Below are 24,662 nucleotides of genomic sequence, written 5' to 3' on the forward strand. Positions count from 1 at the left end.
ATTAATTCTTCTTTTTTACAAAACTTTCAAGTTCATCAACAAAAGATTGTAAATCTTTAAATTCCCTGTAAACTGATGCAAATCTTACATAGGAAACTTCATCTAAATCTTTTAGTTCATTCATTACCATTTCTCCAATTTCTAGAGAAGTAATTTCTCGGCGCATAGAGTTTTCAATTTTCTTTTCGATATTATTAACTGCTTCTTCTATCTTATCAGCAGAAACTGGCCTTTTTTCACATGACTTGATCATTCCCTTAATTATTTTTTCTCGATCAAAAGCTTGCCTATTTCCATCTTTTTTTATAACCATTACAGGAGACTGTTCTATTTTTTCATAAGTAGTAAATCTTTTTTGACATTTTAAACACTCGCGTCTTCTTCTAATTGTATAACCTTCATCTGTTGGTCTAGTGTCTAAAACTTTTGAATCATTGTATCCGCAAAAAGGACATTTCATTGTCTTCACCTCATTTAATACAGTCTAAAAGACTATTTTAAAATATAATATCACTTAAAAATTTATTAATCAATTAAACTAATCATAAAAAGACCGAACACATTACAAAATGACCCCCAAAAGCTGGATTTTAGATACAACTTTTGGGGGTTATTTCATAATTAAATCTCAAAATTATTTATTTTGAACCTATTTTAATATTGCTCCTTTATCAGCACTTGTTACTAGTCTTCTATATCTATTTAGATATCCCGATACTTTGTTGGTTTCAAGTGGTGTAAAGTTTTTCATTCTACTATTAAATTCTTCATCAGATACTTTTAAATTTAAACTATGATTTAATATATCTATTTCTATTAAATCCCCTTCATTTATTATTCCAATAGCTCCACCTTGTGCAGCTTCTGGAGAAACGTGTCCAATAGATGCACCTCTACTTGCTCCTGAAAATCTTCCATCTGTTATAAGGGCAACAGATGTATCAAGTTTCATACCTGCAAGTGCTGATGTTGGGTTTAACATTTCTCTCATTCCCGGTCCACCCTTAGGTCCTTCGTATCTAATTACTACTACATCACCGTGATTTATATCTCCACTATAAATCGCCTTTATAGCATCATCTTCTGAATTAAATACTCGAGCTGGTCCAGTGTGCTTTAACATATTGTCTGCCACAGCAGATTTTTTTACAACTGCTCCATCTTTTGCAATATTTCCAAATAAAACGCAAAGTCCTCCTGTTTCAGAAAATGGATTATTAATATCTCTAATGATATTTTTATTTTTATTTACTGCGTTTTTTATGTTTTCAGAAAGGCTTTTACCGCTTGCAGTTATAACATTAAGTTTTAACAAATTTTTCTTTGAAAGTTCCTTTTGAACAGCTGCAATACCACCAGCAAAGTATAAATCTTCTATATGAGTGTCTCCTGCTGGTGCAAGATGACAAAGGTTTGGAACTTTATCACTAACTTTATTTATATCATTTAAATCTACTTCAATTCCTGCTTCATTTGCAATTGCTAAAAGATGAAGAATTGTATTTGTTGAACAGCCTAGAGCCATATCACAAGCTAGTGCATTTTTAACTGAATCTTTATTTATGATATCTTTTATTTTTATATCTTCTTTTAAAAGATTCATTATTTGCATTCCTGTTTTTTTACCTAATCTTAGTCTTTCAGAGTATACTGCTGGGATTGTACCATTTCCCGTTAAAGCTAGACCTATTGCTTCACTAAGACAATTCATTGAATTAGCTGTATACATTCCAGCACATGATCCACAACTTGGACAAGCGGATTTTTCTAATTCCATAAGTTTTTCTGCCGTTATTAAATCTGCCTTAAATGCACCAACAGCTTCAAACATTTTTGATAGCGAAATTTCATTATTTTGGTCACGTCCTGCAAGCATTGGTCCTCCACTAACTAAAATAGTAGGAAGATTTACTCTAAGTGCACCCATTATCATTCCAGGTACAATTTTATCGCAGTTAGGGATAAGCACTAATGCATCAAGACCATGTGCAATAGCCATAGATTCTAAACTGTCTGCAATGAGTTCTCTACTTGGAAGTGAATATTTCATTCCTGTATGTCCCATAGCTATCCCATCACATACTCCTATTGATGGAATCATTATAGGAGTTCCTCCATTCATTAGAACTCCTTCTCTTACAGCTTTTTCAAGCTTGTCTAAAAACATATGACCTGGTACTATTTCGCTGTATGCAGATATTATTCCAACAAGTGGTCTATCTAACTGCTCATCAGTATATCCTAATGCGTAAAAAAGTGACCTGTTGGGAGCCCTTTCGGGTCCCCTTACTACATTATCACTCCTCAATTTCATAATTTTTCCTCTCTTATTTATCTAACCAAGCCATCATTTTTCTAAGTTCTTTACCAACAGATTCTAATTGATGTTCTCTTTCTTTTCTTCTTGTTGTTAAGAATTTAATTTTTCTTCCTGATGAAAATTCTGTCATAAATTCTGATGCAAAGGCACCTGTTTGTATATCATCAAGAATACCCTTCATTGCTTCTCTTGTTTCTTTACCAATTATTTTTTTGCCTGCATGGTAGTCCCCATATTCAGCTGTATTTGAAATTGAATTTCTCATATTTTCAAATCCGCCTTCAATAATCATATCTACAATTAATTTCATTTCATGTATACATTCAAAATATGCCATTTCTGGTTCATATCCTGCGTTTACTAAAGTTTCAAAACCTGCTTTCATAAGTTCTGTAACTCCACCACAAAGTACAGCTTGTTCTCCAAATAAATCTGTTTCAGTTTCTTCTTTAAATGTAGTTTCAAGAATTCCTGCACGGCCTGCTCCAATTCCTGATGCATATGCTAGAGCAAGATCCTTTGCATCACCTGTTGCATCTTGATATACTGCAATTAGAGAAGGTACTCCTGCTCCCTTTTCATATTCACTTCTAACTGTGTGTCCTGGTCCCTTTGGAGCAACCATAATTACATTTATATCTTCTGATGGCCTTACTAAATTGTAATGAATGTTAAATCCATGGGCATACATTAATGTATCTCCCTTTTTCATATTTGGTGCAACTTTTTCGTTGTACAAATCAGCAGAAATTTCATCTGGAACAAGCATCATAACCATGTCGCCTTTTTTTGCAGCTTCTTCTACACTAAAAACTTCTAGTCCATATTCTCTTGCTTTTTGTATTGATTTAGAACCTTCGTGAAGTCCAACTATTACATTTACTCCACTTTCTTTAAGATTTAGCGCATGAGCGTGGCCTTGAGATCCAAAGCCAATAATAGCTACTGTTTTACCCTTTAATAATTCTAAATTTGCGTCTTTGTCATAATATTTTTTTATCATTTTTTTACTCCCTTCATCTTTTCATGGCTGTTATGCCAGTTCTACAAAAATCTATAATTTCATAAGATTCAATGACCTTTAAAAAGGCATCGACTTTTGCAGGCTTACCTGTAATTTCAACTATTAGTGAGTCCTTTGAAAAATCCACTATATTAGCTTTATATATATTTGCAATATTAACAACTTCTATTGCCTTTTCACTTTTACACTTTATCTTTACTAGACAAATCTCTCTTTGTACAACATCTTCCTTAGTTATGATTTCAATATCTCTAACTACTTCTAGTTTTGCACATTGACTAACAATTTGCTTTAACTCATGTTTGTCTTCTATAATAGTTGTTATCGTTATTTTAGAATACTTACTATCTTTAACAGCTGAAACTGTAAGAGATTCAATATTATAGCCTCTTCTTGCAAATAGAGAAGCTATCCTTGTAAGTGTTCCTGACTGATTATCTACTAATAAACTTAATACTTCATACTTCATAAATTACTCCACAATTAAATCATCCACTGTTCCACCAGCTGGTATCATTGGTAAAACTAAATTTTTATCTGATATATTCACATTTATCACTGATGTTATTTTACTTGCTCTTGCTTTGTTAAAAGCGTCTCTAAATTCTTCTATTGAGTTTACATCATATCCCATTGCCCCAAATCCCTTTGCAACAATGTCAAACTTTGTATTTCTGCCTTTTGTCTGTGAAAATCTATCATGATATATTAAATGCTGCCATTGTTTTATCATTCCCAAAGCATTGTTATTTAGCACTATTACGATAATTTTCATTCCATAATATACCGATGTAGCTAATTCAATTAAATTCATATGAAAAGAGCCATCTCCAGTAATCAGAATTACTTCTTTATCTTTATTGGCACATTTAGCTCCTATGCTTGCTCCCATTCCAAAGCCCATAGTTCCAAGACCAGCACTAGTAATAAAATTTCTAGGATTATAAATTTTTGCTCTTTGTGCAGTCCACATTTGATGTTGCCCAACATCTGTTACTATTATTGTATTTTCATCCATATCTTCATTGATAATGTCTATTATATCAAAGGGTTTTATTCCCTCTTCTTTGTTCATTAGCTCTCTATCTTTTTCTTTTAATTCAGCAATTCTATTTTGCCAAGAGCATCTATCTTTTTCTAAAATTAGGGGTTCTAATTCAGAAACAATATCTTTAATATCACATACAACATTTATATCAACAAAGACATTCTTGTCTATTTCACTTTCATCAATATCTATTTGAATAATTGTTGCATTTGGAGCAAATTTATCTCTATTAAGTGCAACCCTATCAGAAAATCTAACTCCAATAGCAACTAATAAATCACATTCTTCAATTGCATAATTTGCACTTTGATTACCATGCATCCCAACAAGTCCAAGGTCTAAATCATCATTTGGATCTAGTACACCCTTACCAGTAATTGTATGGCAACTTGGGATTTTTCCCTTTTTCAAAAGTTTCCTAAGTTCTAAATATGCTCCGGAACTTTTAACTCCTCCACCAACATAGGCGACAGGTTTTTTTGCATTGTTTATCAAATTAGAAATTCTTAATAAATCATATCTATTAGGAATAATGCCATACTCTTCCTTTTTGGCTTTTAAATTTTTAAATTCTGCCTTAGAAGAAAGTATATCCTTTGGAATATCTATAAGAACAGGCCCTTTTCTCTTATCATTTGCTATTTCATATGCTCTTACAATTGAATACTCTAAATCTTCTATATCTTTTATTAAAAAGGAATGCTTAGTAATTGGAATCGTCATGCCGACAATGTCAATCTCTTGAAAGGAATCTCTTCCCAAAAGAGAAGTAGATACATTGCCTGTTATAGCTATCATTGGAACGGAATCCATAAAAGCTGTTGCAATTCCTGTTACTAAATTAGTAGCACCAGGACCACTTGTCGCAAGACATACGCCAGTTTTCCCTGAGCTTCTAGCATATCCATCTGCACTATGTGCTGCTGATTGCTCATGAGATGTTCTTATATTAATAATATCTTTGTAATCATAAATAGCATCGTATAAATCAATTACCGCTCCTCCGGGATATCCAAATATAGTGTCTATTCCAAGGTTAGTAAGTGTCTTTAATATTATTTCATTTCCACTGTATTTCAATTTTACCTCCTATTCTTAACTTCTATTGAGTAATAATTATTTTTTTTGGTTAAATTCAAATCTATACCATATAATTTTTTTAAGTTTTCCGAATTTAAAACTTCATCTTTCTTTCCACATTTAAAAATTTTTCCGTCTTTTAATAATAGTACATTTGTTATTTTTGGAATTGTTTCCTCAACATCATGTGTGATATAAATTAAATTGGTGTTGGTTTTTCTTAATGTATCTAAAATATTTTCCCTCTCGTATATATCTAATGATGCACAAGGTTCATCTAAAATTAAAACTTCTGGCTTTTGAATTAAGCTTCTAACAATTAAAACTTTTTTTCTCTCACCTGAAGATAAATTTTTGTAATATTCATTCTTTAAAGTGGATAGATTATATTCTTTTATATATTCTTCCGCAATTCTTTCTTCTTCACTTGTAACTTCTTCATAAATTCCAATAGTCTTTTTTATACCTGAAATTAAAATTTCTTTTACAGTCATTTTAAAAAATGTTGGGTTGAATTTTTCCATAGTCGATGAAATAATTCCAATTTTATCTTTAACTGGATTCCAATTTTCTTTTCCAAATTCCCTCCCAAAGCACTTAATTTTTCCTGTTGTGGCAATTCTATATGCCATAAGAATTGAAAAAAGTGTGCTTTTACCACTGCCATTTGGTCCTAATACAAGCCAATTTTCTCCACTTTTAATCTTTAAATTTATATCTTTTAAAATATTTTTTCCATCTCTAACAAAGGAAACTCCACAAAACTCTATCATCTTTTCTCCTAATAAAAAAGTCCTGAGATATTCTCAGGACGAAATTCGCGGTACCACCTAAATTATTAAATCATAAAATTTAATCACTTAATTTAAAATAACGGCTTTAACCGTCACTTCCTACTTACTTCAGAAATGATGCTAGAAAATGATCTATAATAATCAAAACAATTGCATCTCACCAAACTGCAACTCTCTTAATGTTTTTTAATTATTACCCTTTTTCTTTAGCGCAATATTAATATAACTATTTTTTAATATTGTTAATTATATTAATTTAATTTTCTAAAAGTGTCAAGTTTTTTTTATAAATTTTTAATAATTTCGTCTGTTATATCTTTTGTAGAATAGTAATTTTCTTTATTTAAATCAAAACTTAAAATATTATTTTCAATAGTTTTTTTAACAGATTCCTCTATTTTTTTTGTTAAATCCTCTCTATTAAAGGAAAATTTAAGCATCATTGCTACTGAAAGAATTGTTGCAATTGGATTTACAATATTCTTGCCTGCAATATCTGGAGCTGAACCATGTATTGGTTCATAGAGCGATATATTATCTCCAATTGATGCCGAAGGAAGTAAGCCAATAGATCCTGTTATTTCGCTTAATTCATCAGATAAAATGTCTCCAAAAATATTATTTGTCAAAATTACATCAAAATTTCTAGGATTCTTTATTAGCTGCATAGAGGCATTGTCAACATATAAAAATTCAAGTTCTACTTCTTTAAAATCTTCATGAATTTCCTTAACAACTTCTCTCCAAAGCTTTGAAGAATCAAGAACATTTGCCTTATCTATTAAACTTAATTTTTTTCTTCTATTTTTAGCTGCCATAAATGCATATTTTGCAATTCTTTTAATTTCATTTTCGTCGTAGCATTCTACATCATAGGCCTTCCTTATACCATTCTCTATATAGGTATCTCTCTTGCCAAAATAAATTCCTCCTAGAAGTTCTCTTACAATTAAAATATCTAAGCCCTTGACTATATTATTTTTTATTGGAGATCTGTCTAATAATTTTTCATAAATTTTTGCTGGTCTAAGATTAATATAAACTCCCATTTCTTTTCTAAGTCTTAAAAGCCCTTTTTCTGGTCTTTTATCGCTTTCAATATTATCCCATTTTGGTCCTCCAACTGCTCCAAGGAGCACTGCATCTTTATTTTTAAGCATCTCTTTGGTTTCTTCTGGGAAGGGATCTCCATAGTTATCAATAGCATCTCCGCCTATTTTGGCAAAACTCAAATTATATTTAAAATCACTTTTTTTTGAAACTACTTCTAAAACCATTAGAGCGGAATTTATGATTTCTTCTCCAACTCCATCTCCCTTTAAAACTAAAATTTCTTTCATATTTTACTCTCCTCATATGAGCTTATTAAATCTTCATATTTTAAGATTTCTGAAATATTATCTTCTCCATTTATTAATTTTTCTCTGAAAGAATCTTCAATTTCAAAACTATAAATTCTGCCTTTTTGAATTGTTTTTTTATTTATAAGATCTATTTCTATTTCAATATCATCTTCAAGTTCTCTTCTGTATTTTTCTTCTAAAATTATTGGTAGTCTATTGTTGTTAATATAATTCATATAAAAAATAGGTGAGTATCCCCCTGCTATAATAACATCAATCCCATAGTCAATAAGTGCCCATGCTGCATGTTCACGTGAGGAACCACATCCAAAATTATTTCCTGTTATTAAAATTTTTCTATCTTTATTTTTATCAATATTAAGCGGAAAATCTTTAATTTCTTTTCCATTCACATCATATCTCCATGGTGAAAATAGTGCCTTTTCAAAACCAGTTCTTTTAGTCGTCTTTAAATAATTTTTTGGAATTAGTATATCTGTATCAATATTATCTTTAAAAATAATTATTGGTTTTGATTTAATTACTTCTATTTTTTTCATACTATTCTCCCTTCTATTGCACAAAGAGCCGCTGTATATGGCGATACTAAATGCGTCCTAGAAAATCTCCCCTGTCTTCCTTCAAAGTTTCTATTTGAAGTAGATACACAATGCTTAAATTCATCAATTTTATCATCGTTCATGGCTAAACAATATGAACATCCTGGTTCCCTAAGCTCACATCCTGCATCTAAAAATATTTTATCTAATCCCTTTTCTTGAATATATCTTTTAACTTCCATAGAACCTGGAACAATTATACAGCGTATATCATCTTTTACTTTATGTCCCTTAAAAACATCAGCTGCTATTTTCATATCTATAATTCTTCCATTTGTGCACGAGCCAATAAAAACTGTATCTATTTTTAGTTCTTCTGCTCTCATATTTTCTTTAATTCCCATATATTCATAGGATTTTCTATCTTCTTCTGATTTTATTTTCGGAAACTGCTTATCTATATCACAAGTCATAGATGGATTTGTACCATAGCTTACTTGTCTTTTTAAATTACTTACATCTAAATTTATTATTTTATCAAAGCAACTTTCATCGTCTGTGTATAAATCTTTGATTGAACTTAAATATTTTTCAAAAGCTTCTCCCTTTGGTGTATATTTTCTATTTCTAATATAGTTTATAGTCTTGTCATCTGGTTTTATAATCCCAAATTTTGCACCGCCCTCAATAGCCATATTAGAAAGTGTAAGTCTCTCTTCCATTTCCATATTCTCTATTGTTTCTCCATAAAATTCTATTGCATATCCACTGCCAAAAGAAGTTGAGTATTCACTTATCAATTTTAGGATAATGTCCTTTGAACTTACATTTTCTCCAAGCTGTCCAGTAATTTTAACTCCCATATTTTTTGGCTTTTTGTTCCAAATACATTGTGTTGCAAATACATCTTCAACTTCACTTGTACCTATGCCAAAAGCTATTGCTCCCATAGCTCCATGTGTTGCGGTATGTGAATCTCCACACACTATTGTTTTACCAGGAATAGATAGTCCCATCTCTGGTCCAATCATATGAACTATTCCATTATTTTCTGAATTCATATCAAAAAGTTCTATTCCATATTCTTTACAATTTTTTTCTAAAGTTTCTAACTGTTCCTTTGAAAGTTTATCCTTAATTTCTGAAATATTTTTCCTATTTTCTATTTTTGTAGGTGTGTTATGATCCATTGTAGCAAAGGTCAAGTCAGGTCTTCTAAATTTTCTATTCTTAATCCTTAATGCCTCAAAAGCTTGAGGAGATGTAACTTCATGAATTAAATGAAGATCAACATATAGTAAATCTTTCTCATCTTTTGATGTAATTACATGTCTATCCCAAATTTTTTCAAATAGTGTTTTCATATTCCAGCCCTTACCTTTCAATTCTATTTACTGCATTTATATAAGATAATATTCCAGATTTTATAATATCATTGTCTAAACCTTTAGCACCAAGTGTCATCTTTGTATCTTCATCGTATACTCTGATTATAGTTTCCCCAAGTGCATCCTTTCCTTGTGTAACTGAATTTATGGAAAAATCTTTTAACTTAATGTTTCTAGATGTTATTTTTCTCATTGCATCAAAGGCAGCATCAATTGGACCTTTGCCAGTACCTACCATTTCTATTTCTTTGTTATCTTTTCTAACTTTTATTATTGTCTTAGAATCTTTTCCATTGCTTGTCATAGATTGATAATCTAAGAACTCATATCCTCCAGGAACTAATTTATTGTTGGCACTCATTATTGCTATTAAATCATCGTCATAAATTTCTTTTTTTGCATCGGAAACTTCTTTAAATCTTTCAAAAATTCCATTCATTTCCATATCGTCTACAATAAAACCTAGCTCTTCTAACTTTTGTTTTAATGCATGCTTTCCAGAATGCTTGCCTAATACAAAAGAATTTGCTTTATAACCTATCATTGAAGGATCCATTATTTCATAAGTCTCTTTATTTTTTAAAACACCATGTTGGTGAATTCCAGCCTCATGACTAAATACATTTTTACCGACAATTGGCTTTGTTGGACTTATTTTAACTCCAATAATTGAAGAGAGCATCTCTGAAGATTTCATTATTTCTTTAGTATTAATATTTGTATCTATATTAAAAAAGCCCTTTCTTGTTTTTAATGCCATTACAACTTCTTCCATCGCTGTATTGCCAGCTCTTTCCCCTATACCATTTACTGTGCATTCAACTTGAGTTGCTCCTGCTTTTACTGCTGCAAGTGAATTTGCAACAGCAAGTCCTAAATCATTATGACAATGTACGGATATATCTACATTTTCTATTCCTACAACATTTTCTCTTACCTTTCTTATGATTTCTGCATACTCTTCTGGCATAATATAGCCAACAGTATCAGGAATATTAATTGTTGTTGCTCCGCAATCTACAGCAATTTGAATTACTTCTATCATAAAATTTATATCTGTTCTTGTAGCATCTTCACATGAAAATTCAATGTCAGAAAATTTTTCTTTTGCATAAGTAACATGCTTTCTGACAGAATTTTTAACATCTTCTCTAGTCATTTCTAGTTTATATTCCATATGAATGTCACTTGTAGCAATAAAAATGTGCAATCTTTTATTTTTTGCATCTTTTAAAGCTTCAAAAGCCCTATCAATATCATTTTTATTACATCTTGCAAGAGAAGCGACAGTCATATTTTTTGCTATTTTTGCAATCTCTCTTATTGAATTAAAATCTTCTACTGAAGATGCAGCAAAACCTGCTTCAATAACATCTACTCCCAATTTCTCAATTTGATGAGCCATTTGGACCTTTTCTTTTCTGTTCATTGAGCATCCTGGAGATTGCTCTCCATCTCTTAATGTTGTGTCAAAAATTTTTACTATCTTTTCCATCTTTTCCTCCTAATAAAAAAGTCCTGAGAATAATCTCAGGACGAATGATCGCGGTACCACCTAAATTGCTTTACAGCCACTTGAAACTTTTAACGTAGTTATACGTCACTACCTACTTTTTTCAATAGTGATGCGAGAAAATGAGTTGCAAAAAATTCAAGTAATGTTTCTCACCAAACAACATCTCTCTAAAACTTAGATAAATTTTGCGCTTTTTCCCATAGCTATATAGTATTAAAAATTGTACAATTCTTTTTTTCAGTAATTAAGAATAAATTTTAAAGTGTAAATTTGGTTTTGTCAAGTGTTTTTTTTAATTTTAATAAAAAAAGGACATTGTCTCCAATGTCCACAATGTTATATTATGAATATAATAAAATTATTTTCTATTAATTCTCAAGAAAGAAGGGATTTTAAGTTCGCCATTATCTTCTTCAGTATCTTCAAAAGATTCAAGGGGACTTTTTCCTGAAACTTCAGTTTTATTTTCTTTTTTATCCTTCTTTTCATCTTTATACTGCTCAAATTCAGTTGCTATAACTGTTATCTTTACTTCATCTTTAAGTGATTCATCAATTCCAGCACCAAAGATAATATTTGCATCTTCAGATACACAATCTCTAATTAAATCTGCTGCTTCATTAACTTCAAAAATACCAAGGTCCGATCCTGCAGTAATATTCAACAGAACAGATTTCGCTCCTTCAATAGAAGTTTCTAGTAGAGGAGAATTGATTGCAAGTTTTGCAGCTTCAGTAGCTCTATCATCACCTGAAGCACGACCGATACCCATGTGAGCAACACCTTTGTCATACATAATTGTTTTAACGTCAGCAAAGTCAAGATTAATTAAATTAGGTACAGAAATTAAATCTGAGATACCTTGAATACCTTGTTTTAAAATGTCATCAGCCATTTCAAAAGCTTGTGAGAAGCTAGTCTTTTTGTCTGCAATGCTAAGAAGTCTGTCATTTGGAATTATAACTAATGTATCAACTTTTCCCTTTAGAGAATTTATTCCTAATTCAGCAGATTTTGCTCTTTTTTTACCTTCAAATGTAAATGGTTTTGTAACCACACCAACTGTTAGTAGACCTAATTCTTTTGCAACATCAGCGATAACAGGAGCTGCGCCAGTACCAGTACCTCCACCCATTCCTGCAGTGATAAATACCATGTCGGCACCTTCAAGAGCTTCTCTAATTTCATCAATTGATTCTTCTGCTGCTTGTTCTCCCACTTCAGGATTCGCACCTGCTCCAAGACCTTTAGTTATTTTTTCACCAAGTTGAATCTTATTTTCAGCAAGTGAATTTTTTAATGCTTGTTTATCAGTATTGAAAACTAAAAATTCTACACCTTTAACACCAGCGTTAATCATTCTATTAACAGCGTTGTTTCCGCCGCCACCAACGCCAACTACTTTAATTTTGGCAAATTCGTCTTGATCCATATCGAATTCCAACATAAACATCCTCCTCTTATACTAATTAATTGTATTTTTATTCATTACCATTATTTTATAGAAATAATCGCAAATAGTCAATATATAAAGGTCATTTGCTAACTTTTATTTGCTTTTACTAATTTTTTTCTATTTCCTTGTAACTTTTTTCATTATTTTCTTTAGAATTTTCTTTTTCCGATTCCTTATTGTTTTTATTGTCGCCATTATTTTCATCATTAGTAATAAGGATTGGGCTCTCACCCTTTTCCATTTGAATAATAACAGCGTTTTTATTTGTCTTTTTAATATCATCTAAAATTAAAGAGAGCATTTTTAATTTATAAGATGTATTATTGTAAGAGCCAAATTCAATTTTAATTCCACTAACTGTTGTAAAAGTTGCAATAGAATCCATTAATTCAATTTCTTTTATATTTCCATTAAGTGAATATTCCTCTTTTTTTATCTCAAGAAGAAGATCCTTTTTTTCCTCATCTTCTTTATTATTTAAAATGTAACTCCCTGGCTTTTGATCCTCTAAATTAAAACCACTTAAATTTATTAAATTATCAGCTTTCTTCTTTGAGTTTTCAAGTATTCTAAAATCTTCGTCAATTAGAAGGTATTCGTTTGTTTCCATTTGATAATAGGGAGTTCTTTCAGTTACCTTAACCTTGACTTTTCCAGTAATACTATATGATATTTTTGCATCCCTTATGTAAGGAATAGATTTTATCCTTTCTTGTCTTTTCTTTTTAGAAATTACAAAATATTTATTACCCTGTTTGAGCTCAGAAACCTTTTTTATAGTAGCGGCAGTTACATTTTTATTGCCTTCAATAGTTACATTTTTTATATTAAATAGATTAGAATTTTTTAATGCAAAAATCAACAAAAAAACGAAGAAAAAAAACAAAAAAAACCTAGTAAAAATTCTAAAATATTTTCTTTTCTTATTTAGTTTTCTTTTTTTCTTTTTCATCTTTTTCATAAAATCACTTTAAAATTAAATCAACAATTTTTGAAACAGCGTCAGGACTTGCTAATTTCTTGGAATTTTCTGCCATCATGTTTCTTTCTTCATCATTGTTTAATATATTTTCTATTTCTCTTAATAATATATCTCCATTTAAGTTTTCTTCTTCAATAACTGAGCTTGCACCCATATTGCTGTAACTCATAGCGTTGTAATACTGATGATTTCCTGCAGTATATGCCTTTGGTATTAAAATTGATGCTATGCCTATTGCTGAAATTTCTGCCAAAGTCATTGCAGATGATGATGCAATTACAAGATCTGCACTAGAAAGATAATCGTAAACGCTGTGAGTATAGTCTAAAATCTCAACATTTTCAGGTATTTCCCCTAATTTTTCCATAAATGATTTATAGTGTTCTCTACCAGTTACATGGGTTAGCTTGAAAGGTAATTTTTCCTTTTTATTTAAAATTTCCAAAATTGCGTCATTAGTAGATTCTTGTCCACCACTTCCACCAAAAGAAAATACAAATTGTTCCTTATTTTTTATTTTTAATTTTTCTCTTGATTTATTTCTGTCAAGATGTGAAAAAACATCCCTTATTGGATTTCCTGTAAAGACAATGTTATCGTTACTTAAATATTTTTTTGCTTCCATAAAATTTATAAAAACATAATCTGCTTTTTTTCCCAAAATTTTATTAGTCTTTCCTGGATACGCATTTTGCTCTTGGATAGCAGTCTTTATCTTTTTTTGTTGTGCTTTAAAAACTATTGGAGCACACACATATCCACCAGTACCAATAACTATATCTGGTTTAAATGTATTTAATATCTTTGTACACTGATTTAAACCCTTCATTAAATTAAAAAAAGTAATTACAGTGTCTTTATTTAATTTTTTTCTAGGTAAACCGGAAATATCTATTCCTTGAAAATTAAAATTGTATTTTTTTGCAAGTTCTTCTTCTAAAGAATTTTTTTTGCCAACATATAAAATTTTTGCCTCTTCGTCTTGTTTTTTTATTTCTTCGCCTATGGCAAGAGCTGGATAAATATGTCCACCAGTTCCTCCCCCAGATAAAATATATTTCATATAGTGCCTTCTTTCGAGATTTTTAGTAAAATTGCTGTAGATACAATTGCTATTACAAGTGCCGTTCCTCCATAGGATATAAAGGGAAGTGTAATACCAGTAACAGGTAGGAGTTTTGCACATACCCCCATGTTAAAAAATGCTTGTATACCAATATAGGTTGTCATACCAATTGCAGTGAATTTATCAAAATAATTTGTTGCTTTAAAGGCAATCATATAACCTCTATAAATATAAATTATAAAAAGCAAAATAATTATAAAAGTTCCTATAAATCCAAATTCTTCTGCTATCACTGAAAAAATAAAGTCAGTGTATGCTTCTGGCAAGTTTGTATATTTTTGTCTAGATCTAAAAAGTCCAACGCCTGAATAACCACCAAGAGCAAAAGCATAAAGTGACTGTCTTGCTTGGTATAAATCTGCTGATTGATAATTTGTAGAATCTGATACAAATCCTAAAATTCTTTTAATTCTAAATTTATTTTCTGGATCCTTTAAAACAAGCCATATAAAGATACCACCTAATGCTACTAAAAATAAAAACTGCTTCTTATCAATGCCTGCAGCAAGAAGTATTGCAAAAAGTGCCACTCCTATTACTACCGCAGTAGAAAAGTCCTTAATCATAATTGGTCCTACGGATATGCCCATTATAGCAACGGCTGTAATAAATGTCCTTGGTTCTCTAAGGGTATAAATATTTCTTGAAAGATATTTTGACAAATAAATAATAGATGAAATTTTTAAAATATCTGAGGGCTGAAATCTAAGCGGTATTACCCTAAAGTCCAACCACCTTGCTTGACCTTTTTTCGCAGATCCAAGAGGTGTCCATAGTAATAAAATTAATATTACACTTAAAGGAAATAACCATGAAATATTCTTATAAATTACTGCCCTAGGCACACGAATTATTAAAATCATGGAGATTATTCCTAAAATTAGAAATATTCCCTGCCTAATTAGATAGTGAAAACTATTTAAATTGTATTTTTTTGCAGTGGGAAAAGATGCTGATGTAACCGCAATAAGACCTATTACTACTAAAAGTATCATGCTAACTAATAGCATTAGATCAACATCTTTCATCTCCTTTTTTAATTTCATCTATACCAACTCTCTAATTAAATCCTTAAAATGTCTTCCTCTAGCTTCATAATCACTGTACATATCCCAAGATGCACAGGCAGGAGAAAGGAGAACGTCATCTCCCTTAACTGCCAATTTATTTGCAAGCTCAACGGCTTTGTTTAAATTTTTTACAATATAAAATTCAACTTCTGATTTTTTACAAGAATCTGAAAATTTTTCTGCAGTTTCTCCATACAAAATTACAGTTTTTAACTTGTCTTTGGACTTTTCTATTAATTCATCAAAATTTGCACCCTTGTCATATCCACCTGCTATAAGAATTACATCACCATCCATTGCAGCAACTGCAACTTCAGTTGAATCTGGGTTTGTTCCCTTTGAATCATTATAATATTTTATCCCTTGAATTTCTCTTACAAATTCAATTCTGTGTTCAACTCCAGTAAAAGAGATTATGCTCTTCCTAATAATATCTGTATCAATATTTAAGAGTTTTGTGGCAATAATAGCTGCCATAATATTTTTTATATTGTGTTCTCCGGGAATTTTAATGTCCCTTATTTCTAAAATCTCTTCGATATTTTCGCCATCGTTAAAATAAATTTTTCCATTTTCAACATAAGCTCCCTTTTCTGAAATCTTTTTCATTGAAAAATAATATTTTTTGCCCTTTAAATTATAATTTTGGGCAAGTTCCTTATTTTCATAATTTAAAATTGCAAAGTCATCGCCATCCTGATTTGCAAAAATTTTAAATTTTGCGTCAATATAATTTTGTGTAGTCTTATGCCAATCTAAGTGGTCACTAGTTACATAAGTTAAAAGTGCAATATGGGGCTTAAAAGTTTTTGTATCTTCTAATTGGAAAGACGAAGCTTCTATAACAATATAATCATCTTTATTTGCTTCTTCAGTTATTTCTAAAATTCCCCTTCCAATATTTCCAACTACAAAAGTCTTTGCTTTTCTCTTTAGAATATCGCCAATAATTGTGGTAGTTGTAGTTTTTCCATTAGTTCCTGTAACTGCAATTACATTATTAGTTTTTAAATTTCTATAGCTTAATTCAATATCAGAAATTATTTCAATATTTTTTTCCCTTGCTTTAACTAAAAGTTCGTGGAAAGGATAAATTCCTGGACTTTTTACAATTAAATCAATCTTTTCTAAGTCTTCTTCCTTAAAAATTATAAAATCCTCATCTACATTTAACTTTTGAAGATCTTTATTGCTATCGAAAATATAAATTTTGCATGGAAATCCCTTTAAAAATTTTAAAGTAGCTTTTCCCGTTACTCCAAAACCCATTATAAGAATATTTTTGTTTTCTAACATTTTTATCACCTAAAATAATATTAAATATGAAATTACACATAATATAAGTTCAACTAATGAAAATACTGCAACAATCTTTTTCTCATGCCAACCCTTTTGTTCAAAGTGATGATGAAGTGGCGACATGAGAAATACTCTCTTTCCCCTTGTCTTAAAACTTATGACTTGAATAATAACAGAAAGAGTTTCTATAAAATATATTCCTCCAGCTATTGGTAGAATTAAAGGCACATTTAAAAGAAGAGCTATTGCAGAAATTGCTCCACCAAGTGCAAGAGAACCCGTATCACCCATAAAAACTATTGCTGGATATTTATTGAAAAATAAAAAACCAACTAAAGCTCCTGCAAGTGCAGTACAGAAAGTTGCAATTTCATATCTTTGAAATTTAACTGCAACTACATTAAAAAACAGTAGACAAATAATTGTAACACTAGTAGAAAGACCATCAAGACCATCAGTTAAATTTACTGAGTTAACAGTTCCTACGATTACAAAAATTATAAAGGGAACATAAAAAAGTCCAATGGATCTATAATCCTTTAAAAAAGGAATGTATAAGTCTGTTCCCATATTTTTAGAATTATATTGATAGATAATTAAAATTACAGCAGTTATAATTTGTAAAAGAAGTTTTTGATAGGCACGAAGTCCTAAATTTCTCTTCATAACAACTTTAATATAATCATCTATAAATCCCACTGCTCCAAAGGCAAGTGTAGAGAAAAATATCATAAGAACAGATACTTTGAAATTTCCTGCAAGTAAAGTTGTGATTATTACAGAAGATAAAAATATTAATCCACCAATTGTGGGTGTGCCGCTTTTTATCATGTGACTTTGTGGTCCATCTTCTCTTATACTTTGACCTGCGTGCAATCTTTTTAATATTGGGATTAAAATTTTTCCAAAAATCAATGAAAAAATTAAACCCAATGCTAAATTAACTAAATAATTCATATTATTTTTATCCTAATCCCTTTTTTTATTTTTTGTATTGTCTTCTTTATTTGAATTTTTATTGTTCACTGTTTTTTCCTTTTTAACAGTATCTTCTTTATTTTGCAATAAATTTTTCTTGTTGCTAGAGCTTTCTTCCTTTAAATTTTTACTATTTGTGTCGGCACTATTGTTAACTTTAGAATTTCCCTCATTCAAATCTTCTTCGTCATTTCTTTTTGAATAATTAATTGTAACAGTTTCGTCGCCCGACATTTTTTTCCCAGCTCTAGGGCTTTGTGATATAAAGTCGCCATTTCCCTTGATATTATACTCTATATTCATAGATTTTAAAATAGATTCAGTTTCTTTTCTGCTCTTTCTTGATAAATTAGGCATTATCAAAATACCACTATCTTTATCATTTATAGCTAAATCAACTATTGTATCTTTAATTACATATGATCCCTGTGATGGACTTTGATTTATTACCACCGAATAATTTTCAACACCTTCAGCATTAGTGTTAAATCTAAGTCCAGATTTTAATAAAATTTTTCCGGCATCTTCTAAAAGCAATCCTTCAACATCAGGCACTGATACAAAATCTTCTTTTTCGCTTACTTCTTCAGTTTTTTGAATTTTCATATAATTTAAAGATTTGCTTAAAATTTCTTGTACAACTGGAGCAGCAACAGCACTACCTAGTATTGCCCCTTTAGGATTATTTACTACAACAAGTACAGTCAATCTAGGAGCATTAAGAGGAGCGACACCGACAAAAGATGAATTGTATGCATCTAAATAACCTGTTGGAGTTGCAATATTTGCTGTACCAGATTTTCCTCCAACTTGATAACCTGGTACTTGTGCAAGTTTTCCTATTCCACTATCGACTACTCTCTTCATCATATACTTCATCTTATCTGAAGTTTCCTCGGAAATTACCCTTCTTTTGAGATCAGTTTTCTTTTTTTCAATTACATTTCCATTGGCGTCCACTAATTCTTTTATAAGTGTTGGCTTGTTTAAAAAACCGCCATTTGAAATTGCACTCACTGCATTTACAAGTTGAAGAGGAGATACTGCAATTGAATGCCCATAAGACATTGTTGCAAGTTTTACTTTGCTAATTTCCTTTGCAGATGCTGGAATTAGCCCTACGGACTCACCATATAATTCTATACCTGTTTTTCTACCAAATCCAAAAGCCTGGATGTAATTTAAAAACTTTTCTGCACCTAAACCTTGACCTACTTGTATCATAGTCATGTTACAGGACTCTTCAATTGCCTTTGTGAGAGTTTTTGTTCCTCTAGTTGGACTTGTACAAGATAATTTTCTATCTCCTATTTTCATCCAACCATTACAATAATACTGTGAATCTGGTTGAGAAGTATTTTCTTCAATAGCAGCTGCAGCCGTAATAAGTTTAAAAATTGAGCCGGGTTCATATTGGTCATTTACGTTAAAATCTCTCCAATTTTCGTATAGGGCATCCATTTTTTCTTCTTCATTTAAGTTATTCCATTCTTTTTCTTGTTTTTCATTTATAGGAGCCCTTGGATCATTTAGATTGTAATCATCCTTAGTTGTCATTGCCAAAATTTCGCCCGTCATGGTATCTTGCACAATTACAGATACTTTATCTGCATTATTTTCTTTTTTTGCATTTTCTGCAGCAGTCTCTGCGAATTGTTGAATGTTTGAATCTATCGATAAAACTACAGAATAACCTTCTTTTGGAGCATAAGTTTCTTCATCTGTCAAAGGAATCTTATTTGATGCGTTGTCCTTTAATGAAACACTTTTACCAGAAATCCCTGAAAGTTCTTCGTCATAGCTCGCCTCAATTCCATATTGTCCAACATTTTCATCATTTGTGAATCCTATTATATAAGAAGCAAGATTATTAAAAGGATAAAGTCTTCTCGTTACATCATCAATAGAAATTGCCATTAAACTTTGATTTTTATTAGTTTTTTTGCTTTGATTTTCTTTTGCAATTTTTGTTCTTAAATCCTTTAACTCATTTGCTTTCGCTCGATCAATATTTGTGGCAACTCTTACAACTTTATCGCCAGTCATATTCCCTCTTATTTCGTCATAATCTATTCCAGTAATATCAGAAATAATTTTTGCATCTTCATCATATAATTTTTCTTTTCTATTTTTAAAATCGCTATTACTTTCGTCCTTACCCTGTGTCAAAAAATCTAAATTGTAGAAAATATTGCACTTAGTAATATTTATCGCCATCTCCTTTTTATTTCTATCGTAAATAATGCCACGATTAGAATTTATAACCTCTGTCCTAGTAAGTTGGTTAAGAGCAGCAATAGTTAAATCTTCCGATTGAACAATTTGAATATACAAAAGTTTTGCGATTACAGCTACAAATAAAAAAGCTAGAAAGATAAAAAATATAAATATGAATTTATTGGCATTATTTGTGTGCCTTTTAAATCCACTTTCTTTTTTTCTATCTCTAGCTTTAACCTTATTATTTTTCAATATATCCTCCTAATCTCTTGTAAAGGATCTTAGAACAGATACAATTGGGCTTAAAAATACGTTGTAATTAATATCTCCTAATTTTTTTTCTTCCTTTGAATCAATGTAAACTATTTGATCCTCGGAAGGATAAACCATCCCAAGTTTATACATAGCTTCTTCAGCAATTTGCGCAGAAGATTTTACAGCTTTTATTTCACCTACAAGAGTTATCTTAGTTTTGTTTAATTCATCTATTTCAGCCTTTTGTTTTAAAATTTCTCTATCAAGACCTGCAATTTGAGAGTATAAAATTAAAATTGCAATCAAAACAATTGTAACAATTGCCAAAGTAAAAATAAAAGGCTTATTATTTAAAAGATTATTCTTATATCTATTATAACTTTTATTTGAAATTTTAGTTAATTTTTTTGCCATTTTACACCTCTAATTTTTCGGCAATTCTTAGTTTAGCTGAGTGAGATCTGTTATTTTCTTTTAACTCTTCCTCACTTGCAGTAATTGGTTTTCTAGTAATAATTTTGATTTCTCTCTTTTTATCGCAAGTGCAAATTGGAGATGTTGGTGGGCATATGCAGTCCCTTTCCAAATATTTAAAAGAGTTTTTTACAATTCTATCCTCTAAGGAATGAAATGTAATTATAGCAATTCTACCACCAAGATTTAACCTATTTACAAATCTGTCAATTGAATTTTTAAGAACATCTAGCTCTTTATTAACTTCGATTCTAAGAGCTTGGAAAGTCCTTTTTGCTGGATGAGGTCCATTTCTTCTCGCAGATGCAGGAATTGCATTTTTTATTATTTCAACAAGTTCAAAAGTAGTTTCAATACTTTTGTTTTTTCTATAATCCACAATAAACTTGGAAATTCGGGAAGCCCATTTCTCTTCACCATATTCTTTTATAATTTTTGTAATCTCATCTTCACTATATGTATTTATAATATCTTTAGCAGAGATTTCTAAATCCTTATCCATTCTCATATCAAGTGGTGCATCAAATCTATATGAAAATCCTCTTTCCGGATTGTCAAATTGATAAGAAGAAACTCCAATATCTAATAAAACTCCATCAATTTTATCTATACCAAGTGCATCAAGCGCTTTTTCAAAGTCTATGTAATTTAAATTAAAAAATTCAACATTTTTAAATTCAGAAAGTCTAACTCTAGCTGCCTTTAGCGCTTCTTCATCTTGGTCAATTCCTATTAAAAGTCCAGTGCCTTCTAATTTTTTTAAAATTTCATAACTGTGACCAGCTCCTCCAAGAGTCCCATCGAGATAGATTTTATTCTTTCTAACATTTAACCCATTGATCGTTTCCTCTAAAAGTACGCTTTTATGTGAAAAATCCATTATATTCCCAACTCCGACATTTTTTCAGCAAGCTCTTCATAAGAAAGTGCTTCTTCTTCATTGTATTTATTCCATTTTTCTTCAGACCAAACTTCTGCACGATTGGAAAGACCTATGATTACACACTTATCATCTAAATTTGCATAATCCCTTAAGTTTTCTGCAATAAGCACTCTTCCTTGTTTATCTAATACACAATCAACAGCACCAGAGAAAAATGTTCTCACAAAGGATCTTACAGCTTTATTTGTCATAGGGAGTTCCTTTAATTTGTTTTCAATTTTCTCCCATTGCTCCTTTGGATATAAAAATAGACAGTTATCTAAACCCTTTGTCATTACAAATACAGAAAGGTCATCTCTAAATTTTGATGGAATTGTAATTCTCCCTTTTGGGTCTAGGTTATGTCTAAATTCACCTATTAACATTTTATTCTCCACTTTATTCCATTTATATTACTTTTTATTCCACTTTACTCCACTTAAGTTAATTTTACTACATATACTTGCTATTTTCTAGTACTTTAATTTCTTTTTTTAATATGGGACCAATGGCATTATTTTTTCAATTTAAAAAATTTTATACAAATTAGATTTTCTATATAAATACAAAAAAATCGACTATCTCTAGTCGATTTCAAAACTTTATTAAATTTTTTAGTTATTTATTTCCAATAAAATAAAAGTCTGAACCTTCATTTATTTTTGAATGAACGCCATACTCGTATCCATGAAGATCCATAATAGTCTTTACAATATAAAGACCAAGACCAGTGCCAATTTCTGGTCTAGTGTGATTATTTCTAACTCTATAAAATCTGTCCCAAATTCCATTAATGTCTTCTTCTCTTATGCCAATCCCTTTGTCAATGCAATGAAATTCAGTTTTATTTTCGTCACCCTTAATCACCAATTTTATATTTTTATTCACTGGAGAATAATTTATTGCGTTATTAATTAAATTATAAATCACTTGATTTATCTTTGACCTATCGCCTAAAATCCTTGTATCTCCATTTGAATCAATTTCAAATTTATAATCGGAATAATTTTTATTAATTTTAAATCTATCAAGAACCTCATAGACTGAATCTTCAAGGCGAAACTCTTCTTTTTTTATTTTTTCAAGATTAGATTCAATTTTTGATAAATCTAACAAATCATTTACTAAAGCTGTTAAGTTATCTGCTTCATTAATTATTGTTTCTAAATGCTTATTTCTTAAAGCTTCGTTTGAACCAGAGATATCCCTAATCATCTCGCCATAGGATTTTATAACAGTAAGCGGAGTTTTTAAATCGTGACTTACATTTGCCACTAAATCCTTCCTCATTTCAATTGTCTTTGTTAATTCATCCTTTGCATAGTTAAGAGTATTGGAAAGATCGTCGATTTCTGTATATTCGCCCTTTCTAAACTGAACTTTATAATCGCCTTTGGCAAGTTCCTTCGCTGTATTTGACATCCTTACAAGAGGTCCTGAAAGTCTTTTTGAAACGAAATATGCAGTAATAGATGCAAAAATAAGGGCCAAAAAAGATATAATAACTAAAATTCTTCTTATGACATCAACTGTTGCATCAACTGGTTTTAACACTGAATTTATATAAAGGTAATATTCCTCTCCATCTGTGTTTCCAAGATAACCTGCATAAATAATTGATGGATCCTTTAAATTTTCATACCTAACTGTATAAATTTTATAAGTCCTATTATCTCTTTTAAGTGATCCAAAAAACTTATCGAAATTTTCCCAAATCATTCTAGGTCTTTCAACAAATTCGTCAAATAATCTCAAGGGATAAACCCAAGCGCCATTTTCATCTAATACCTTTATCTCGAGTCCCTTTGTATTAGCATAATTGGATAATTTAGTTTCAAAGTCCTTAGAATTGTAATCACTTCTAAGCTCGTTGCCAACTTTTGTAACTTCGCGAATTTTCATTGTCTCGTAAAAACTTGACAAGAAAACCGTTTGGAAAAGCCAAATAGAAATTAAAATCAGTCCAGCAAAAAAGACAAAATATTTCCATAACTTAAATAGGATGCTATTCTTGTCAATTTTAACTCTCCTTATTTCTTTAATTTCTTGTATCAAATTTATATCCAACTCCTCTTACAGTAATAATAAATTTTCTATATTTCTTAATTGAATTTCTCAACATTTTTATGTGAGTGTCAACTGTCCTATCTTCTCCATAAAAATCATAGCCCCAAACTTGATTTAAAAGTTTGTCTCTTGATAAAGCAATATTTTTATTTTTTACCATGTAAACTAAAAGGTCATATTCTTTAGGTGTTAAATCCACAATTTCATCGTCTACAAAAACAACTCTTCCATCTAAATCAATTTTTAAACCTTCAAACTCCATGGTATTATTTTCTTCAGTTTTATTATTTCTGTTTACAATTACATTTAATCTCGCCATAAGTTCCTTTGGAGAGAAAGGTTTTGTAACATAATCGTCAATTCCTATTTCAAAACCAAATAATTTATCGTACTCTTCGCCTCTGGCAGAAAGCATTAGAACTGGAATGTCCTTTATTTTTTTTATCTCCTTGTAAGAAGAAAATCCATCAAGCTTTGGCATCATAATATCCATTACTATTACATCAAAATCTTCTTCACGTACTTTCTCAATTGCTTCAAGTCCATCTGAAGCTTCAACAACTTCATGACCTTCAAATTCTGCATAAGTTCTAATAACTTCTCTAATGCTTTTTTCATCATCTACAACTAAAATCTTAAACATTTAATCACCTGCTTTATTATAGTAAAAATTTGTGAATATTTAATGACAACTTTGTTAAGTATATTAATAACATAAATCTATATTTTAGATGACCTAA

General features: G+C 30.3%; 22 protein-coding genes and 2 other annotated features. All 22 genes read right to left on the bottom strand.

Annotated elements, in window-relative coordinates; all coding sequences use genetic code 11:
* Position 1: 1 nt before the first annotated feature.
* The 22 genes from nrdR to ACQRC6_RS00555 all read right to left on the bottom strand — a co-directional run bounded on the left by nrdR (position 2) and on the right by ACQRC6_RS00555 (position 24,565).
* The gene (nrdR, locus tag ACQRC6_RS00450) at positions 2 to 460 is read right to left on the bottom strand and encodes a transcriptional regulator NrdR (protein ID WP_075658609.1); all 459 of its coding nucleotides are present in this window, start codon (positions 458 to 460) and stop codon (positions 2 to 4) included.
* A gap of 189 nt (positions 461 to 649) precedes the next feature.
* On the bottom strand, positions 650 to 2,314 hold the full coding sequence (gene ilvD / locus ACQRC6_RS00455) for a dihydroxy-acid dehydratase (protein WP_427847238.1): 1,665 nt from the start codon (positions 2,312 to 2,314) through the stop codon (positions 650 to 652).
* 13 nt (positions 2,315 to 2,327) lie between these two features.
* Positions 2,328 to 3,323 carry a ketol-acid reductoisomerase gene (gene ilvC / locus ACQRC6_RS00460; RefSeq protein ID WP_293557146.1) on the bottom strand — a complete coding sequence of 332 codons (996 nt, stop codon included), beginning with the start codon at positions 3,321 to 3,323 and terminating at the stop codon, positions 2,328 to 2,330.
* A 13-nt stretch (positions 3,324 to 3,336) separates the two neighbouring features.
* Positions 3,337 to 3,813, bottom strand: a complete 477-nt coding sequence (gene ilvN, locus ACQRC6_RS00465; RefSeq protein WP_427847239.1) for an acetolactate synthase small subunit — start codon at positions 3,811 to 3,813, stop codon at positions 3,337 to 3,339.
* Positions 3,814 to 3,816: 3 nt separating this feature from the next.
* On the bottom strand, positions 3,817 to 5,472 hold the full coding sequence (gene ilvB / locus ACQRC6_RS00470) for a biosynthetic-type acetolactate synthase large subunit (RefSeq protein WP_427847240.1): 1,656 nt from the start codon (positions 5,470 to 5,472) through the stop codon (positions 3,817 to 3,819).
* Between the two features lie 2 nt (positions 5,473 to 5,474).
* Positions 5,475 to 6,245 carry an ABC transporter ATP-binding protein gene (locus ACQRC6_RS00475; RefSeq protein WP_427847241.1) on the bottom strand — a complete coding sequence of 257 codons (771 nt, stop codon included), beginning with the start codon at positions 6,243 to 6,245 and terminating at the stop codon, positions 5,475 to 5,477.
* A gap of 31 nt (positions 6,246 to 6,276) precedes the next feature.
* Positions 6,277 to 6,485: a binding site (T-box leader), on the bottom strand.
* 65 nt (positions 6,486 to 6,550) lie between these two features.
* Positions 6,551 to 7,606 carry a 3-isopropylmalate dehydrogenase gene (gene leuB / locus ACQRC6_RS00480; RefSeq protein ID WP_427847242.1) on the bottom strand — a complete coding sequence of 352 codons (1,056 nt, stop codon included), beginning with the start codon at positions 7,604 to 7,606 and terminating at the stop codon, positions 6,551 to 6,553.
* Positions 7,603 to 8,169, bottom strand: a complete 567-nt coding sequence (gene leuD / locus ACQRC6_RS00485) for a 3-isopropylmalate dehydratase small subunit (protein WP_427847243.1) — start codon at positions 8,167 to 8,169, stop codon at positions 7,603 to 7,605. Before leuD ends, leuB begins: the two co-directional genes overlap by 4 nt.
* Complete coding sequence (leuC, locus tag ACQRC6_RS00490) at positions 8,166 to 9,533, bottom strand: 3-isopropylmalate dehydratase large subunit (RefSeq protein WP_427847244.1); 1,368 nt, start codon at positions 9,531 to 9,533, stop codon at positions 8,166 to 8,168. The genes leuD and leuC overlap by 4 nt, the downstream gene beginning before the upstream one ends.
* A gap of 10 nt (positions 9,534 to 9,543) precedes the next feature.
* Positions 9,544 to 11,052, bottom strand: a complete 1,509-nt coding sequence (locus ACQRC6_RS00495) for a 2-isopropylmalate synthase (RefSeq protein WP_427847245.1) — start codon at positions 11,050 to 11,052, stop codon at positions 9,544 to 9,546.
* A 33-nt stretch (positions 11,053 to 11,085) separates the two neighbouring features.
* Positions 11,086 to 11,283 (bottom strand) — a binding site (T-box leader).
* A gap of 148 nt (positions 11,284 to 11,431) precedes the next feature.
* On the bottom strand, positions 11,432 to 12,520 hold the full coding sequence (gene ftsZ / locus ACQRC6_RS00500; RefSeq protein ID WP_427847246.1) for a cell division protein FtsZ: 1,089 nt from the start codon (positions 12,518 to 12,520) through the stop codon (positions 11,432 to 11,434).
* A 115-nt stretch (positions 12,521 to 12,635) separates the two neighbouring features.
* Complete coding sequence (locus ACQRC6_RS00505; RefSeq protein ID WP_427847247.1) at positions 12,636 to 13,490, bottom strand: cell division protein FtsQ/DivIB; 855 nt, start codon at positions 13,488 to 13,490, stop codon at positions 12,636 to 12,638.
* A 4-nt stretch (positions 13,491 to 13,494) separates the two neighbouring features.
* Entirely contained in the window at positions 13,495 to 14,574 is a 1,080-nt protein-coding gene (gene murG, locus ACQRC6_RS00510) for an undecaprenyldiphospho-muramoylpentapeptide beta-N-acetylglucosaminyltransferase (RefSeq protein WP_427847248.1), read from the bottom strand.
* A complete protein-coding gene (locus ACQRC6_RS00515; RefSeq protein WP_427847249.1) occupies positions 14,571 to 15,683 on the bottom strand; it encodes an FtsW/RodA/SpoVE family cell cycle protein in 1,113 nt (370 codons plus the stop codon). Before ACQRC6_RS00515 ends, murG begins: the two co-directional genes overlap by 4 nt.
* Positions 15,684 to 17,003: a UDP-N-acetylmuramoyl-L-alanine--D-glutamate ligase gene (gene murD, locus ACQRC6_RS00520; protein ID WP_427847250.1), complete on the bottom strand. Its 1,320-nt coding sequence runs from the start codon at positions 17,001 to 17,003 to the stop codon at positions 15,684 to 15,686.
* Positions 17,004 to 17,012: 9 nt separating this feature from the next.
* Positions 17,013 to 17,963, bottom strand: coding sequence for a phospho-N-acetylmuramoyl-pentapeptide-transferase (gene mraY / locus ACQRC6_RS00525; RefSeq protein WP_427847251.1), 951 nt, complete (start codon positions 17,961 to 17,963; stop codon positions 17,013 to 17,015).
* 12 nt (positions 17,964 to 17,975) lie between these two features.
* Positions 17,976 to 20,456: a penicillin-binding transpeptidase domain-containing protein gene (locus ACQRC6_RS00530; RefSeq protein WP_427847252.1), complete on the bottom strand. Its 2,481-nt coding sequence runs from the start codon at positions 20,454 to 20,456 to the stop codon at positions 17,976 to 17,978.
* A 9-nt stretch (positions 20,457 to 20,465) separates the two neighbouring features.
* Positions 20,466 to 20,873, bottom strand: coding sequence for an FtsB family cell division protein (locus tag ACQRC6_RS00535; protein WP_427847253.1), 408 nt, complete (start codon positions 20,871 to 20,873; stop codon positions 20,466 to 20,468).
* Position 20,874: 1 nt separating this feature from the next.
* A complete protein-coding gene (gene rsmH, locus ACQRC6_RS00540; RefSeq protein ID WP_427847254.1) occupies positions 20,875 to 21,813 on the bottom strand; it encodes a 16S rRNA (cytosine(1402)-N(4))-methyltransferase RsmH in 939 nt (312 codons plus the stop codon).
* Entirely contained in the window at positions 21,813 to 22,241 is a 429-nt protein-coding gene (mraZ, locus tag ACQRC6_RS00545; protein ID WP_427847255.1) for a division/cell wall cluster transcriptional repressor MraZ, read from the bottom strand. The genes rsmH and mraZ overlap by 1 nt, the downstream gene beginning before the upstream one ends.
* Before the next feature lie 232 nt (positions 22,242 to 22,473).
* On the bottom strand, positions 22,474 to 23,910 hold the full coding sequence (locus tag ACQRC6_RS00550; RefSeq protein WP_427847256.1) for a sensor histidine kinase: 1,437 nt from the start codon (positions 23,908 to 23,910) through the stop codon (positions 22,474 to 22,476).
* Entirely contained in the window at positions 23,894 to 24,565 is a 672-nt protein-coding gene (locus ACQRC6_RS00555; protein WP_320849885.1) for a response regulator transcription factor, read from the bottom strand. Before ACQRC6_RS00555 ends, ACQRC6_RS00550 begins: the two co-directional genes overlap by 17 nt.
* Positions 24,566 to 24,662: the final 97 nt, after the last annotated feature.

The organism is Peptoniphilus sp. SGI.035 (genome assembly GCF_050315115.1).
GTDB lineage: Bacteria > Bacillota > Clostridia > Tissierellales > Peptoniphilaceae > Peptoniphilus_A.

What these genes read in the sequence shown, in the direction of transcription:
- nrdR (WP_075658609.1), bottom strand. Translation starts at nt 460, where the DNA reads ATGAAATGTCCTTTTTGCGGATACAATGATTCAAAAGTTTTAGACACT.
- ilvD (WP_427847238.1), bottom strand. Translation starts at nt 2,314, where the DNA reads ATGAAATTGAGGAGTGATAATGTAGTAAGGGGACCCGAAAGGGCTCCC.
- ilvC (WP_293557146.1), bottom strand. Translation starts at nt 3,323, where the DNA reads ATGATAAAAAAATATTATGACAAAGACGCAAATTTAGAATTATTAAAG.
- ilvN (WP_427847239.1), bottom strand. Translation starts at nt 3,813, where the DNA reads ATGAAGTATGAAGTATTAAGTTTATTAGTAGATAATCAGTCAGGAACA.
- ACQRC6_RS00475 (WP_427847241.1), bottom strand. Translation starts at nt 6,245, where the DNA reads ATGATAGAGTTTTGTGGAGTTTCCTTTGTTAGAGATGGAAAAAATATT.
- leuB (WP_427847242.1), bottom strand. Translation starts at nt 7,606, where the DNA reads ATGAAAGAAATTTTAGTTTTAAAGGGAGATGGAGTTGGAGAAGAAATC.
- leuD (WP_427847243.1), bottom strand. Translation starts at nt 8,169, where the DNA reads ATGAAAAAAATAGAAGTAATTAAATCAAAACCAATAATTATTTTTAAA.
- leuC (WP_427847244.1), bottom strand. Translation starts at nt 9,533, where the DNA reads ATGAAAACACTATTTGAAAAAATTTGGGATAGACATGTAATTACATCA.
- ACQRC6_RS00495 (WP_427847245.1), bottom strand. Translation starts at nt 11,052, where the DNA reads ATGGAAAAGATAGTAAAAATTTTTGACACAACATTAAGAGATGGAGAG.
- ftsZ (WP_427847246.1), bottom strand. Translation starts at nt 12,520, where the DNA reads ATGTTGGAATTCGATATGGATCAAGACGAATTTGCCAAAATTAAAGTA.
- ACQRC6_RS00505 (WP_427847247.1), bottom strand. Translation starts at nt 13,490, where the DNA reads ATGAAAAAGATGAAAAAGAAAAAAAGAAAACTAAATAAGAAAAGAAAA.
- murG (WP_427847248.1), bottom strand. Translation starts at nt 14,574, where the DNA reads ATGAAATATATTTTATCTGGGGGAGGAACTGGTGGACATATTTATCCA.
- ACQRC6_RS00515 (WP_427847249.1), bottom strand. Translation starts at nt 15,683, where the DNA reads ATGAAATTAAAAAAGGAGATGAAAGATGTTGATCTAATGCTATTAGTT.
- murD (WP_427847250.1), bottom strand. Translation starts at nt 17,003, where the DNA reads ATGTTAGAAAACAAAAATATTCTTATAATGGGTTTTGGAGTAACGGGA.
- mraY (WP_427847251.1), bottom strand. Translation starts at nt 17,963, where the DNA reads ATGAATTATTTAGTTAATTTAGCATTGGGTTTAATTTTTTCATTGATT.
- ACQRC6_RS00535 (WP_427847253.1), bottom strand. Translation starts at nt 20,873, where the DNA reads ATGGCAAAAAAATTAACTAAAATTTCAAATAAAAGTTATAATAGATAT.
- rsmH (WP_427847254.1), bottom strand. Translation starts at nt 21,813, where the DNA reads ATGGATTTTTCACATAAAAGCGTACTTTTAGAGGAAACGATCAATGGG.
- mraZ (WP_427847255.1), bottom strand. Translation starts at nt 22,241, where the DNA reads ATGTTAATAGGTGAATTTAGACATAACCTAGACCCAAAAGGGAGAATT.
- ACQRC6_RS00555 (WP_320849885.1), bottom strand. Translation starts at nt 24,565, where the DNA reads ATGTTTAAGATTTTAGTTGTAGATGATGAAAAAAGCATTAGAGAAGTT.